At 56.4% G+C, this 14608-nt stretch carries 11 protein-coding genes and 1 pseudogene; 1 reads left to right on the plus strand and 11 read right to left on the minus strand.

Annotated elements, in window-relative coordinates:
* Positions 1 to 16: 16 nt before the first annotated feature.
* From MOTHE_RS11505 to hepT, 6 genes and pseudogenes are all read right to left on the minus strand, one after another.
* On the minus strand, positions 17 to 1417 hold the full coding sequence (locus tag MOTHE_RS11505) for an NAD(P)/FAD-dependent oxidoreductase (protein ID WP_053095140.1): 1401 nt from the start codon (positions 1415 to 1417) through the stop codon (positions 17 to 19).
* A 164-nt stretch (positions 1418 to 1581) separates the two neighbouring features.
* Positions 1582 to 2493, minus strand: a complete 912-nt coding sequence (locus MOTHE_RS11510) for a DMT family transporter (RefSeq protein WP_011393794.1) — start codon at positions 2491 to 2493, stop codon at positions 1582 to 1584.
* 301 nt (positions 2494 to 2794) lie between these two features.
* A complete protein-coding gene (fdhF, locus tag MOTHE_RS12990; RefSeq protein WP_080996794.1) occupies positions 2795 to 5497 on the minus strand; it encodes a formate dehydrogenase subunit alpha in 2703 nt (900 codons plus the stop codon).
* Positions 5490 to 7604, minus strand: coding sequence for an FAD-dependent oxidoreductase (locus MOTHE_RS11525; RefSeq protein WP_235551419.1), 2115 nt, complete (start codon positions 7602 to 7604; stop codon positions 5490 to 5492). Before MOTHE_RS11525 ends, fdhF begins: the two co-directional genes overlap by 8 nt.
* 270 nt (positions 7605 to 7874) lie before the next feature.
* Entirely contained in the window at positions 7875 to 9533 is a 1659-nt protein-coding gene (locus MOTHE_RS11530) for an FAD-dependent oxidoreductase (RefSeq protein WP_201776959.1), read from the minus strand.
* 175 nt (positions 9534 to 9708) lie between these two features.
* Positions 9709 to 10032 (minus strand): annotated as a pseudogene (gene hepT, locus MOTHE_RS11535) (type VII toxin-antitoxin system HepT family RNase toxin); the annotation flags it as partial.
* Between the two features lie 180 nt (positions 10033 to 10212).
* Here hepT and MOTHE_RS11540 point away from each other — a divergent pair.
* Complete coding sequence (locus tag MOTHE_RS11540; RefSeq protein ID WP_011393799.1) at positions 10213 to 11637, plus strand: ATP-binding protein; 1425 nt, start codon at positions 10213 to 10215, stop codon at positions 11635 to 11637.
* 7 nt (positions 11638 to 11644) lie between these two features.
* On the opposite strand, the gene MOTHE_RS11545 is transcribed toward MOTHE_RS11540, so the two are convergent.
* The 5 genes from MOTHE_RS11545 to MOTHE_RS11565 form a co-directional block, all read right to left on the minus strand.
* Entirely contained in the window at positions 11645 to 12172 is a 528-nt protein-coding gene (locus tag MOTHE_RS11545) for a ribonuclease toxin HepT-like protein (RefSeq protein ID WP_011393800.1), read from the minus strand.
* A complete protein-coding gene (locus tag MOTHE_RS11550; protein ID WP_011393801.1) occupies positions 12169 to 12513 on the minus strand; it encodes a nucleotidyltransferase family protein in 345 nt (114 codons plus the stop codon). The genes MOTHE_RS11545 and MOTHE_RS11550 overlap by 4 nt, the downstream gene beginning before the upstream one ends.
* A 120-nt stretch (positions 12514 to 12633) precedes the next feature.
* The gene (locus MOTHE_RS11555; RefSeq protein ID WP_200901611.1) at positions 12634 to 12978 is read right to left on the minus strand and encodes a toxin-antitoxin system TumE family protein; all 345 of its coding nucleotides are present in this window, start codon (positions 12976 to 12978) and stop codon (positions 12634 to 12636) included.
* Complete coding sequence (locus MOTHE_RS11560; RefSeq protein ID WP_011393803.1) at positions 12971 to 13291, minus strand: hypothetical protein; 321 nt, start codon at positions 13289 to 13291, stop codon at positions 12971 to 12973. The genes MOTHE_RS11555 and MOTHE_RS11560 overlap by 8 nt, the downstream gene beginning before the upstream one ends.
* A 106-nt stretch (positions 13292 to 13397) precedes the next feature.
* Positions 13398 to 14591 carry an efflux RND transporter periplasmic adaptor subunit gene (locus MOTHE_RS11565; RefSeq protein WP_236683249.1) on the minus strand — a complete coding sequence of 398 codons (1194 nt, stop codon included), beginning with the start codon at positions 14589 to 14591 and terminating at the stop codon, positions 13398 to 13400.
* Positions 14592 to 14608: the final 17 nt, after the last annotated feature.

The raw sequence follows: 14608 nt of genomic DNA on the forward strand, positions 1-14608 counted from the left end.
AATTTACCGACTGCAGCTAGTCACGGGCGGAAGTACCCGCCATAATGGCCCGGGCGGTAATCACCCCGGCGGCCGAGGCCTGGGCCAGGCCCCGGGTAACCCCGGCGCCGTCACCGGCGGCGTACAAGCCGCGGATATTGGTCTCCAGGTCACGGGTTAAATTTAACCTGGATGAATAGAACTTAACCTCGACCCCGTAAAGGAGGGTATGGCGGGAGTAAACCCCGGGAGCAATCTTATCCATCGCCTGAAGCATTTCGATAATAGCCGTCAAGTGCCGGTAGGGGAAAACCAGGGAGAGGTCCCCCGGCGTCGCTTCCGTCAGGGTCGGGTTGATCAGCCCTTTTTCCAGGCGGTCGGCTGTGGTCCGCCGGCCGGAAAGGAGATCCCCCAGGCGCTGTACCAGGACGCCGCCCCCCAGGAGGTTGGCCAGTTGCGCCACATAACGGCCATAGGCAATGGGTTCTTTAAAGGGTTCCGTAAAGGTCTTGCTGACCAGGAGGGCAAAATTGGTATTGGTGGTCTTCTTTTCCGCATAGGAATGACCGTTGACCGTCACCAGGCCCTCGTTATTTTCCAGCACGACCTCACCGTAAGGGTTCATGCAGAAGGTCCGTACCCGGTCATCAAATTTCCGGGAGTAAAAGATAAACTTGGATTCATAGATCACGCTGGTCAGGTGTTCCATGACCGCCGCCGGGACTTCCACCCGAACGCCGACGTCCACCGGATTGACCGCCAGCTTTAATCCCAGTTTACCAGCCACTTTACGGAGCCAGTCGGAACCCTCCCGGCCCGGGGCCAGGACCACGTAGCGGGCCTTGATTTCCTCACCCTTACGGGTAACTACCCCGGCGACCCGGTGGCCATCCACCAGGATCTCCTCCACCGGTGTCTCCGTCCGCACCTCCACCCCTCGTTCCTCCAGGTAGTCTTTCATGGCCTGGAGGATTTCCTGGGTACGACCCGTTCCCAGGTGGCGAATGGGCGCCGAGATTAACTTCAAGTCCGCCAGGATCGCCTGGCGCTGGATATCTAAAATCCGCTCGTCGTCAGGGCCGCCGTATACCCTGTCCGGTGCCCCAAAATAAAGGTAAATCTTGTCGACATAATCAATGAGGGAAGTAACATCCTGCTGGGGTATATATTCATTAAGCCAGCCCCCAACTTCCGGCGACAGGGTCAATTTACCGTCACTGAAAGCGCCGGCGCCCCCCCAGCCGGATACCACCGAGCAGGGGTTACAGTGGAGGCAACTGGAACGTGTCTCCTGGGACGGGCAAACCCGGCGTTGTAAACCGTGCCCTTTCTCCAGGATCAGCACCTTCAGGCCGCTTCTCTGCCGCACCAGCTCCAGGGCGGTAAAAATACCCGCCGGGCCGGCACCGACGATGACAACATCGTATCCCTCAGCCATCCCTCTCCCCTCCTCAAGTCTATATCCAGGCAAAAAAATAGTCCCTAACCGGGATTAATCAAAACAACTCAGAACAACATTATAATTTTACCAGATAGGTAGAGGGGCGTCAAGAAAAATTGCCCCCCATGCTCCACCTTCATACCGCCGGGCAAACCCTGGCGCTATTTGCCGGATGCGACACAATCGGTCTTCTCCCGCGCCTGAACCGGAGCCCCCAGGTTGACGGTGATAATACCAGCTGCTACCAGAGCCAGGCCCAGCAAAAGGTTGAGGGTTAATTTCTCTCCCAGTAGGAGTGAACTAAAGAGGACGCCGAAGACTGGGACCAGGAAGAGATAAACGCTGGTCTGGCTGGCCGGATAGCGGGCCTGGATGGTCAGGAGGATAACGAAACCCAGGGCCGAGGTTAGAAGGGCAGTATATAACATGATGCCCAGACCGGGGGCGGTCCAGGAAAAGCGCAGGCCGTGGTCGGCGAAGGCCGCTACCAGCATCAACACCAGGGACCCGTAGAACATCTGGTAGGTGGTAACCTCCAGCTTATCCCTGGTTTTAAAGGCGGCCTTCAGGTAAACGCTGGCCAAGCCCCAGCCGATGGACCCCCCCAGGAGGACCAGGATCCCGATAAATTCAGCATGGGTCGGATGCATCTTCCAGGGATCTACGACCAGGATTAAACCTGCGAAACCGATAATTAAGCCTGCCATTTGCTTCCCTGTCAGGGGTTCCCGGAGTAATAAAAAAGCCAGGAAGGTAAAGAAGAAGGGGTAGCTATAAAGAACCACCGAGGTTATACCGCTCTTTACCATGCTAATACCCAGGTGCAGAGCGCCGCCCATAATGGCCGTCTGCAGGAGGCCGAGAAGAAATAAAGGCCAGAAATCCCGGCCGGCATGCCATAGTTTCCCCTGGCGCCTGCCGGCCAGGGGAAGCAGGCAGAGGGCCCCCAGGAAGAACCGCCAGGCGGCAAAGGATAAGGGCGGCAGGTAGAAGCTACCGATCTTCATGGCCGGGAAGGTCAGCCCCCAGATCAAGGCTACCAGGATCAGGGCGTAAATGTGTTTGGGCTGCAAGATAACCACTCTCCTGAAATGTTTTTCATCCTGTTGCTATGACGGGTAGCTCAAGTCCCATTAGACTCTGATTGCGTCTGAGGTTCGGGGCGTAAAATCTCCCCGCAGCTTCACGCCACCCCGCCTGACCACCATTATCCTGATCGCTGCGTAAGGCCGCCGTAACTGGCGCTCCTTAGATTATACACCCCGCCGGCAACAGTAAGCAATTGCTCCTGCAGGGTTCCCGGTCGCTCCCCGGTAAAAGAATAAAAAAACCGCCCCGGATAGGGGCGGCTGGTGGGAAAATAATCTCCCACAGCTACTTTTTAACCTTGATAGCTACAGCACAGGTTTTATACTCGGGTATTTTAGCAACCGGATCCAGGGCAGCAATTGTAAGCAGGTTGGCTGCTGCTTCATGGAAATGGAAATTCATAAATACCTGGCCCCGGGGTATGCGATCCGTAACCAATGCTTTAACCCTTACTTTACCACGTCGGGAAACAATCTCAATCATTTCTCCTTCCCGTATACCCAAACGGGCTGCATCGTTATCATTAATCTCCACCACAGGAGCAGGACACATCTCTTCCAGCCCCCTGGACTTACGGGAAATAACAGTATGATAGTGATACAAATTCCTGCCAGTGGTAAATAAGAACGGGTACTCCTCATCAGGTTCTTCGGCCGGCGGCCGGTAATGCACTACCTGGAACTGCCCATAACCTCTGCTAAATTTTTCCCGATGGAGAACGGGTGTACCCGGATGTTCGAGGGAAAGCACCGGCCACTGTAACCCTTTATCTTCCAGGCGCTCATAAGTTATACCCGCATAGCTGGGAGTTAACCCTGCTATCTCCTGCATTATCTCCCCAGGCGACGAATATTTCCGCGGATATCCCATTAACAGCAACAAATCGTTTAAAATAAGCCAATCCGGCCGTGCTTCACCGGGAGGTTCAATGGCTTTATGCAAAAGCTGCACCCGGCGCTCCGTACTGGTAAAGGTACCTTCCTTTTCCGCAAAGGAAGCTCCAGGTAAAACAACATCCGCCATCCTGGCTGTCTCCGTCAAAAAAATATCCTGTACCACCAGAAACTCCAGGTTCTTTAACGCCTCTTTTACATGGGAGACATCTGGATCAGTCAAGACAGGGTTTTCTCCTAAAATATACATCCCTTTCAATTTGCCTTCTTGGGCTGCCGCCATCATCTCCATTAATGTCAGGCCAGGTTCTCCGGGTAAGTCCGGTACCCCCCAGGCTTCGCTAAATTTATGGCGAACCCCCGGATCTGTTACTGGTTGGTATCCCGGTAATACATTGGGTAATCCACCCATATCGCAGGCACCCTGGACATTGCTCTGCCCCCGCAGGGGATTTACGCCGCTACCTTCTTTACCGACCTGACCACAGGCCATGGCCAGGTTGGCCAGGGCCATCACGTTGGCCGTACCAGTTATATGCTGGGTTATTCCCATTGCGTACAAAATAGTAGAGCTCGGACCCCGGGCATAAGTCCTTGCTGCCTCGATAATATCGCCTGCCGGAACACCTGTAACTTCTGACACCTTTGCTGGTGTATACTCCTCTACGGCAAGTTTTAGAGCCTCAAAACCTTCCGTCCTCTGGGCAATAAATTCTTTGTCATAAAGCTCTTCCTTGATGATTACATGAAGCAGTCCATTCAGCAGAGCAAGATCTGTTCCGGGTTTTTGTCTTAACCACAAGTAACTGAAGTTCACCAGTTCAATACGCCGGGGATCAGCAACAATGAGCCTGGCTCCACGACGGACAGCTTCTTTTACTTTAAGGGCAATAACAGGATGGTTCTCGGTTGTATTGCTGCCAATGACAAAGATACAATCTGCGCTGGCGATGTCAGCGATAGAATTGGTCATTGCACCGCTGCCAAAGGTTGTTGCCAGACCGGCAACTGTAGAAGAGTGTCAGAGGCGAGCACAGTGATCAACATTATTGGTGCCCAGTACCCCCCGGGCCAGCTTTTGTAAGAGATAATTCTCTTCATTGGTACATTTAGCTGAACAAAGAAAGCCCAGAGCTTCAGAGCCGTAGCTGCCTTTAATCTGAGTTAATTTCTGGGATACAAGGGCTAAAGCTTCTTCCCAGGAAGCCTCCCGGAAATAGCCTTTTTCCCTATCTCCCTCCCGGATCAACGGCCTGGTTATCCTGTCAGGATTGTGAATATAGTCAAAACCAAAGCGGCCTTTTACGCACAGCCAGCCGTTGTTTACCTCAGGGTTTTCGTAACCCCTAACTTTTACCACCTTACCATCTTTTACATAAAGGGTGAGATTACAACCCACGCCGCAGTAAGAACAAATACTGCGGACTTTTTTGAACTCCCACTCGCGGCCCTGGCCCAGGCCGGCCTTCTCCGTCAGAGCTCCCACCGGGCAGACCTGGACACAGTTACCGCAAAAGACGCAGCCCCCTTCTTCCAGGCTTACTTCCGCTCCGGCCTTCGTCGCCCCCACCCGGGCGGCGCTGCCTTTACCCACCAGGTCCACGACCCTCTGGACCTGCACCTCCTGGCAGGCGCGGACGCAACGGCCGCAAACGATACATTTATTATAATCCCGCACAATGAAGGGATTTTCCTTCAAAACGGGCAATTCCTCGCGTTTTACTGGCAGTTCGCCATGCTTTACACCGTAAGTGTAGGCGCAATCCTGGAGCTGGCAGTTACCTGCTTTTTCGCAGGTCAGGCAGTCCTCCGGGTGGAGGCTTAAAAGCATTTCAATAATACCCTTGCGCATCTCCTCTATAACAGGCGTGCTGGTCCGGATCACCATACCCTCGGCGACCGGCGTATTGCAGGCCGTCATGGGTTTTGCGGCGCCCTCGATGTCGACCAGGCACAGACGGCAATACCCCAGGGGCCGCAACTTTGGATGGTGGCACAGGGTGGGGATATGGATACCATTTTCCCGGGCCACCTCCAGGATGGTCATGCCCTCTGGAGCCGTAACCCTTTGTCCGTCAATGGTCAGGTTAACCATTACTCTCCCCCTCTCCGGCCAGGACCATCATCCCGACCCGGTAACAGCGCAGGCAGCGTTCGGCTTCGGCCCTGCCTGCGTAGAAATCGAAGCCGCCTTCAACTTCCCGGAAGTCCTTTACCCGCTCGGCCAACGGCGCCACCCTTTCTGCCTGCCGCGGCCGGCCGCCGTAGATTCCTACATCCTCTTCCGGGTCATAGACGCCGACCTTTTCCAGCCACGCGTCCAGCTCGTCCTCTACCGTGGGACTGGTGGTCCCCTGGCGCAGGTACTGGTCAATGGAAACTGCCGCCCGGTTGCCCTGGGCCACGGCCTCAACTACCGTCCTGGCCCCCAGGACGATATCGCCGCCGGCGAAGACGCCGGGGACACTGGTAGCCAGGGTCACCGGGTCAACACTGATGGTACCACGTTTGCCCACCTCGATCCGGCCGTCCAGGAAAGACAGGTCGGCCGCCTGGCCGATAGCCGGCACCACAATATCGCAGGGCAGGAAAAACTCCGTTCCCGGCACGGGTACGGGCCGGCGCCGGCCAGAATCGTCCGGCTCGCCAAGTTTCATCCGGACGCACTGCATACCCTTGATATTGCCTTTTTCCGCTACCAGGGCGGTGGGATTAACCAGGAAGTGATAAATAACCCCCTCGGCCTCGGCATCCCTGACCTCGGTCGCATGGGCCGGCATTTCCGCCCGGGAACGCCGGTAAATAAGGTGCACCTCCCGGGCCCCCCGGCGCAGGGCGGAACGGGCGCAATCCATCGCTACATTGCCGCCGCCGACGACGGCCACCACCTTGCCCTCCAGGGAAGGACACCGGTCCAGGTTCAAATCTCGCAGGAACTTGACCCCGGGGATAAATCCTCCATAGCCTTCATCCTCGCCGGCTACTCCCATGCGGGAGCTGGCATGGAGGCCGGTAGCAATAAAGACGGCGTCGTAATCGCGCTGTAATTGGTCCATGGTCACGTCGACGCCGACCCGGGTGTTGAGGTTGATGGTTACGCCCAGAGCCTTGATGGCCTCGATCTCTCCAGCCAGGATATCCCGTGGCAACCGGTAACTGGGAATACCCACCGCCAGCATACCGCCGGCCACCGGCAAGGCCTCGAAAATAGTCACTTTATAGCCCCGACCGGCGAGCTGGTAGGCGGCGCTGAGACCCGCCGGTCCGGCACCGATGATGGCTACCTTCTTGCCTGAAGTGACGGCCGTTGTTTCTTCCCCACCGGCCTGTCCTGCCGGCCGCCAGGGTCCCGTAAAGAGATTACCCCCGCAGACGGCGACCGGCCGGCGGCCGCGTTTCACCTCATAATCGGCTACGAAGCGCTTCAGGCCCCGGATGGCCAGGGGTTCGTCAACATTGCCGCGGCGGCAGTTTTCTTCACACGGGTGGACGCAGACCCGTCCCAGGACACCGGCCAGGGCGGTCCGCTGGCGGATGATGGCCAGGGATTCCTCATAGCGGCCATCCTTAATGGCGTCAATATAAGCCGGGATGTCCAGGTGGGCCGGGCACCGCTTGAGGCAGGGCGCAGTAACAAAAGGTTTATAGGTTAAACCGGCTGCCGGGGAAGCGGCGGCCGCTCCCTTTCCGCGGTCGTTCCCCACCAGGACCCGTCCGGAAGCCAGAACCTGCACCCGGCCTCCAGGCCCTGGTCTCCGTTGACCCCCGGCGACCCTGCCGCTATCCTCCAGGAAAGGTCGCAAGGCCTCGCTATAATAATCTAAAAAATCAAGAACAGCTTTGGCCCCAGCCTGGCCGAGCTCGCACAGAGAACCATCCCGTACAATCCAGGCCACCCGTCGGAGAAGGTCTAAATCGGAGGGAAGGCCTTCGCCCCCGGCGATGCGTACCAGGACATTGTAAATAACCCTGGTCCCTACCCGGCAGGGTACGCAGCGGCCGCAGGATTCCCCCTGGACGGCCTGGTAGTAAGCCTGTAAAGCAGCCAGCAGGTCTACGGCCGGGTCGGTGACTACGAGACCATCCCAGCCAATAAAGGCCTTTAACTGCCGACCGCCAAATTCCCCGGCCCAGGACGGTCCTCCCCCCGACGGACCGCCCCGGTGATCGACAACTTTTCCTCCCCAGGTGCTAAATACCACCTCTCCCAAGGCAGTATCCCTCCTTTGGGTCCTGTCCCGGGGGCAAGCCCGGAACCTCCTTATAAGCATAAATGCGATACTCTTCACAATCTTTCTCTATCATGAATAGAAGAGCCTCTATGAGAATTATAGCAGAGCAGAAGACTATTGGCTAGAAAAAATATTTATACGAAAATTTGAACAAAGATAATCAAACTCTCAGGCCCTCATCATTTTAAATCTTTTCCAGCTCTGCTTCCAGCACTTTCGCCGGCTTGCGGATTTTTCGCCTCACTTATCTACCCTGGCGCCGAAACTTTTGACCAGTATTTCCCTGATAGCCGCTACATCGGCGTCAGTGAAGGTGCCCGGGTCGCGGCCCACACGGGCGGCATAGGCAGCCGCTACCCCGGCCGCATCTCCCAGGACGCAACTATTGGGCAGCACCCGCAGCTCGGCCCAGGCCAGGGAGGAGATGCTGGCTGCATAACCAGGGATAAGGAGGTTGGGCACCGTCCGGCTAAGGAGAACGTTAAAGGGAATATACACCGGATTTTGTGGCCATCCGTCTGGTCCCGGCGTTGTCCGAGGATAATCGGGCCGCAAAAAGGGCGTCACCGGCCAGCGGTAGCTGCCGTCGCTCCCTTTAAGATCGCTGAAATGATAGGCATTGATATCCTGCCAGTAAAAGCCCAGGCCGATACGGTTGGCATAATTCCCGAGATCATCGCCATCAGGGGGGCCAGAACCTGCGCCCCGGGCAGCCGATGCGTTCAGGGCGTAATTGTTATTCTCAGTCCCCGGACGGGTTTCCCTGGGGTCCATCACCGTGTGCACTGTCTCCCGCAGGTAGAGGATATCGCCGGTCACCGGCCGGCCTGCTGCATCCCGCACCACCTCGGCCTCTTCGAACCCTTGAAAATGGCGCAAGGCCCGGATGAACTCCGGGTCGTCCAGTAACTGGCGCGCCCGCTGCCAGGCCGTATCCGTGTCCAGGGCCCCTGGCGCCATATCCCCGGGATAGGCATCATGCCCCCGGTCGCGGCCGTTGGCCCGGCCGTCGACGTTAAAGATAAGGAGGGCATTAACCCACCACTCCGGGCTTCCCGGCCCGTCCTGGGCGGCGTTGAGGGGTTTCAGGGCAAAGCCCAGGGGGCCATATTTATCGTTAAAAGCGGTAACCACCGGGTCGCTTATGTAAACTTTTTTACCGCCGTAGGCCCCCCATACCCCTTTTGCTCGTTGAAAAACCATATCCGGGTAGCGGCCCGGCCGAACCCCCTTCACCTTAAACATCAAAGTAGCCGCTTGCTGGCGCGGGCGGAGGTCGCTGCTGCCATTCAGAAAATCTCTGGTCAGGAGTTCGGCCGGCCAGTCCGCCCGGCCCACCGTCACCCCGGCCTGGCTCAGGCGGCTGAGCCTGCCGTCCTCGGAGGCGTCAACAAATATCGGCGCCGCCAGGATTTCTTTCCCGCTACCCCAGGCGATGGTCCCGGTCGCATCACGTTGCAGTTCCCGCAATGCCAGGGCGCGCAGGCGGCCACGCCGGTCCTTCCGGACGGCGGTTATGTCCATAGCCCAGTAAGTTTTGAGGTTCGGCAGCCTTCCCAGGTCCGCGGCAATCCGCGCCGCAAGATCTGCCGTGCGGTAAAAAGGACCTACCGCTTTCAACCAGTGGGCAAATGAGCCCCCCTGGGCCAGCTTCCCGTCCCGGTCCCAGTAGCGCAGGTCCCAGAAGTTCTGGCCGCCCACCGTAGCCAGGCCGCCGTACTCGCGGCCGGGGTAGGGGACCACCAGGGCCACCTGCTTGTCCGGCGCCGCGACCGCGGCTTTCCAGGCCGCCGCGCACCCGGCCAGGCCGCCGCCATAGACAACAATATCCGCCTGCACCACCGGCGCTGTCAGGGGCCAGCCCTCGGGCCTGCTCCCCGTACCGGAGAGAGTTAACATAAAGCAGAAAACGATAAAAAATAACAATAACCGTTTCCCCATCAGTTAATTCCCAGTCGTTTTTTTATAGTTATCATAAAATGATTCAAATCACCAAGATCGGCCTTTAATCCCGGATGACCTCAGCATCAAGTCGAGCATTATGACTTCGGTATCGGCAGCGATTGAGATACTCCTATATCCCTAAAAATTTACCAATACCATAAATGAATTCTACCAGGTCGCCCAGGCCGGTTTGTAAGTGTTTATACACCAGGCGGCGGTCAATGTCCATGTATTCATGGGCAAGGATGTTACGAAAACGTACCGCCCCAGACAGCTTCCGGGCTAGTTCTTGTGAAATGGGTATGTCGGCATAGGTTTCCGGTTCGGGTAAATCCATGGCGCTGATAATATGATTGCCAATATCCATAATGCAGGTAATGGCCAGTTCCAGATCCCTTTCTACCGTAGAATAAATTTGATGGTTATGCAGGAATTCGTCAAGGCTCACGTTTTGATATTCCTTTAACCCTTAATAAGCAACAAAATAGCCAAGGAACCTTGTCCTGGAATTAACAGGCAGGCTTGTTCCATAAATAGCCCGGGAAGCGCAAAAAATCCTTGCTTTAAGCTGGCAAATGTAGTCTAATTTAATTGATTAACTTAAATTGCCGGTGTTTCAGGAGGTTTGTCGATAATGATTAATCCCATCGTCTTTCAGCAAGTTTACCAGCGAAACAGCGAATTGTTAATCTACCAGGACCTGACCCGCGATGGGGTCATTGCCGCCTTTCTTGAAGTGTGCCGGCAGCTGGGCAACCCGGAAGTAAACCGCCAGGCCCTGGCCGCCGCCTGCCGCCACTTTTTCAAGCTGCTGGCCAATGCTACCGAGCTTTACCGGGGCACCCTTACCGGCGACCCCTGGCAGAACTACCTGCTGGATCGCCTCATTGAAGCTGAAAATACCTTTACCATCAAGGCCGGGGAGCAGGGCTGGAATAGTATGGGCGCCGCCCTTAAGGACGCTGTCCGCCAGGACCTGCGCGCCCTGCAGGCCCTGGCCGGGCTGGCCCCGGCTGCCTATACGGCCGCTCTTTCGTACCTGGTCGCCCCGTCAGGCAGCAACACAGCGTTTCCAGCAGGTGATACTCCAGGGGCTCTGTCCAATAAAGACACGGCAAACTCAAGCCCTATTCCCGACTGGGCAGGGCTGCGACCACTGGAACTTCCTGGCCCGGTGCGGCCGGTAGAGGCGGCCCGCCGGCAGCTAAAGGAGAAATTACTTGCCATACCTGATTGGGGCGCCGAAGGCCTGGAGCTCCTGGCCGATTATTATCACACCCACGGCGCGGGCATCTTCGGCGCCTGCTGGGCCTTCCGCTGGGACCGCGGCCCCGCAGGCGGCAGGCTCGAATGTATCGACCATCCCGACCCCATTACCCTGGCCGACCTGGTGGGCTACGAGGCCGAGCGCCAGGAGGTCATTCACAATACCGAGAAATTTCTGCGCGGCCTGCCGGCCGTCAACATCCTCCTCTACGGCGCCCGGGGCACCGGCAAGTCGTCGACAGTCAAGGCCCTCCTGCACGCCTACGGTTCCCGGGGTCTCAGGCTTATAGAGCTGCCCAAAAAGTACCTGGGCGACTACCAGGAGATACTAAAAATCCTCATACCCCGGCCGCAGAAGTTTATCATCTTCATCGACGACCTTTCCTTTGAAGAGGACGAGGTGGAATATAAAGAACTGAAGGGCCTGCTGGAGGGGAGCCTGCAGGCGCGGCCGGCCAACGTCCTGGTCTACGCAACTTCCAACCGCCGCCACCTGGTGAAGGAACTCTTCGCTGACCGTACACCCAATCCGGCCGGAGGCGAGGTGCGCCTGCAGGACACCGTCCAGGAGAAACTCTCCCTGGCGGAGCGCTTCGGCCTCACCGTCGTCTTCCCAAGCCCGGACCAGGAACAGTACCTGGCTATAGTCAGCGAGCTGGCCAGGAGAGCCGGCCTGGCAATGGAGCCTGCCGAGCTGCGCCGCCGCGCCCTGCAGTGGGCCCTCTACCAGAACGGCACATCCGGCCGCACCGCCAGGCAGTTCGTCGACTACCTCCGGGGCGAGCAGGAATAAGAATTGGTTACACCTCGCTGCTGCTGTTAAGTCCGAGAATCCGGCGCATTCTAAGGGTAAACAGGTGGAGGTCCTTTTTGCAATCACTGGCCAGCTCCGGCAATCCCTCCAGGAGCTGGCGGATTTTATCCGCGTCCAGGCTAAAACCATAAATGTTACGGAAAACGTGCCTGAAGGCCCGGAGTTCGTCTAACTTACGGGCCGTTTCATTGTCCAGCAACGCCGGGCGTAAGCCCGGCACTTCCAGGGTCATTTGATCCAGCAGCTCTTTATGCTGTTGCTCGCCGGTAGGGACGGAACAATCAATATCCCGCGCTATAATTCTAAAAATCTTTTCTATAGCCGTATAGTAATCGTGCAAGATAGAACCTATTATCCGCAGGGAGGCTTCATCGGTGAGGCTGAAACCTCCCAGGGAATCGGCTTGAATCCTGGGGAATAAATTGTACCGCGCCAATTCCCTTTCCAGCCTTTCCAGGTTGGCCACTTCTTTGCGAATACGGGCTTCCAGCAAAAGGTATTTTTCAGGGATCAAAGTTCCACCCCTTCCCGGGCGACTTCTTCCTGTAAAGATGGCAGGGCGTCCTCGGCGCACACGATGCTGACGTCAAAGGGTGCGGCCAGGCGCCCGGCCCGGGCCAGCATCTGCCAGTAGGGGCCTTCAAAGCCCCTGATATATAGATCTATATCGGACATTTTCTGAAAATCGCCCCGGGCCAGGGAGCCATAGAGGATAACCTGCTGCACGCCGTAAACGTCCCGCAAAAAGGAGGCCACCTCCCGGGCCTTCTGCCAGGCAAGGGCCCGGCGCTTATCTAACTCTTCTTCGCGTTTTATGTCAAGAAGCCGCTTTAAGCGGGCAAATTCTTGCGTCATACTATCCTCTCCAGGGACACCCTGAAAGATACCAGAATCCCGCTGATAGGCTTAAAATTAACGCCCACAGCAGATAACTATACTTCTATCCATGTCTTTTTTAGCTGAGCAATTTTTTACCTAATCACTTATTTGTCTCTTAATGAACATCAATACCGAATTGAGATCTATCTCTAATGATGGTTCTACCCTTTCTGATGAACCTATATGCTTATGATGAGGAAAGGTGGTAAGCTGATGCCAGTGAGGAGCATTGTCCCAGCGAATAATAAGTTTTCCATATCTATCTGCCCAGTGATACGAATACTTCCGTTCAGAGCTAAAATTATAATCTTTTATGAAAAGCTTGCTCCCATCGATAAAAGTAATGGTTGCTTTTAAACGCTTACAATTGGTTTCCCGTTCAAAAAGTTCAACGGTATAAGTCTTAACAATGCTCTGGAAGGCTTTAAGGACATTAAGCATCCTCAATCTCCTTTTTCTGGCGCATTAAATCTTCCAATGTTTCCTTTGCAAACCGCCAGTCCAGGAGATCGTCCTCATGTTCGAAATCCTCACCACCATTTTCATTAACCATGGCAGCAAACTTTTCAAAAGTCATACCATACTTTTTTTCGTAGTACGAGCATTCGGCTCGATATCGGTTTATCTTGCTTAAAATTAGGAGTAAAGCCTGCTCCTTAAGTGCTTCCCTCTCATTGGCAAACCCCATACTCCTAAGCACAGGACCTACCTTGCGTAAAAAATCGGCATCAAGATTAGCCTTTTCCTCATACATGAAATTACCTTCCCCTCTCTTGACCAAAAATGTTTTACCAATAGTATTTCTTTACTTTACATCCTAACATTAGCCCATTATCCAGTCAATCCCGTCTGGACTAACATTACTCCACTGTCACTGCCATCTTATCCTGCAGCACGCCTACGTTGGTCACGGCCACCTGCTCGCCGGCCTGCAGCCCCTTAAGTATCATCACCTGTTCATCGTTTTTCAGGCCCAGAACAACCTGCCGCCGCTCTACCGTGCCGTTCTTAACCACAAAGACATAATCCTGGCCGTTGTCTGTGCAAACAGCAGCAAGGGGTACAACGACGCCCTCCGGGGCCGCCAGCTTAAATACGGCCCGGGCCGTCATGCCGGCCTTCAGCTCGCCCGGGTTGGGCAGGCTGATCTCCACCGGGAAACGCTGGCCGGTGGTAGCCGCCACCGGGCCCACCTGGGTCACCGTGCCGGTAAACTCCCGGCCCGGCAGGGCGTCCAGGGTGACTGTCACCTTCTGTCCCGTTGACAGCAGGGGGACTGCCTCCTGGCCGACTGTCCCCTGGAGCTTCAGGGTGGAAGTATCGGCGATGGTCAGCAGGGGCTGGGGGCTCGTGGGTGCGGCCATTTCACCGGGATTTATGTTCCGGTTGGTGACAACACCGGTGATGGGACTGGTGATGCTGGCATTACTCATATTTACTTTAATAATGTTGACCGCCGCTTCAGCCTGGGCCAAACCGGACCCGGATGCGGTTTCATATTGTTTTTGGGCGGCCTCATACTGTTTGTTGGCAGCCTCATAGCCATTTTTAGCCTGGTCCAACTTGGTCTGGGCATCGTCCAGCTGGCTCTGGGACGCCGCGCCGGCATCTGCCAGGGCTTTAATACGATCGTAGTACTTCTGGGCGGCATCCAATGCGACCTTGGCATTGGCTATAGCGACGCGGGCTGAATCCATACCGATGCGCGCCTGTTCCGCCTGATCCTGGACACTGCGAACGGCAGCCTCGGCCTGCTGGAGCTGGGCCTGGAGCTCCTTGGTATCAATCTCCACCAGGACCTGGCCGGCCCGCACCCGGTCGCCGACATCAGCTTTCACGGCCGTCACCTGACCGGACAGTTTGCTGACCACATTGGCCGTCCGGGCCGGCACCAGGGCGCCGGTTACCTCTACCGTCGCCGCCATCTTCCCCTTGCTGGCGGCGACAGCCTTAACAGTCACCTGGTCGCTGGCCCCGGCCCTGGCGCCGCAACCGGCGACACCCAGGGCCAGAACACCTACAAGCAAAAGGGCTACCACCCTTTTCCCCCACATTGGCATAGCTTGCTCCC

Source organism: Moorella thermoacetica (assembly GCF_001267405.1).
GTDB classification, from domain to species: Bacteria; Bacillota; DSM-521; order Neomoorellales; family Neomoorellaceae; genus Neomoorella; species Neomoorella thermoacetica.

Coding starts and splice junctions, on each gene's coding strand:
- MOTHE_RS11560 (WP_011393803.1), bottom strand. CDS start 13,291: ATGTATGAGGAAAAGGCTAATCTTGATGCCGATTTTTTACGCAAGGTA.
- MOTHE_RS11555 (WP_200901611.1), bottom strand. CDS start 12,978: ATGCTTAATGTCCTTAAAGCCTTCCAGAGCATTGTTAAGACTTATACC.
- MOTHE_RS11565 (WP_236683249.1), bottom strand. CDS start 14,591: ATGTGGGGGAAAAGGGTGGTAGCCCTTTTGCTTGTAGGTGTTCTGGCC.
- MOTHE_RS11530 (WP_201776959.1), bottom strand. CDS start 9,533: ATGTTAACTCTCTCCGGTACGGGGAGCAGGCCCGAGGGCTGGCCCCTG.
- MOTHE_RS11540 (WP_011393799.1), top strand. CDS start 10,213: ATGATTAATCCCATCGTCTTTCAGCAAGTTTACCAGCGAAACAGCGAA.
- MOTHE_RS11550 (WP_011393801.1), bottom strand. CDS start 12,513: ATGACGCAAGAATTTGCCCGCTTAAAGCGGCTTCTTGACATAAAACGC.
- MOTHE_RS11505 (WP_053095140.1), bottom strand. CDS start 1,417: ATGGCTGAGGGATACGATGTTGTCATCGTCGGTGCCGGCCCGGCGGGT.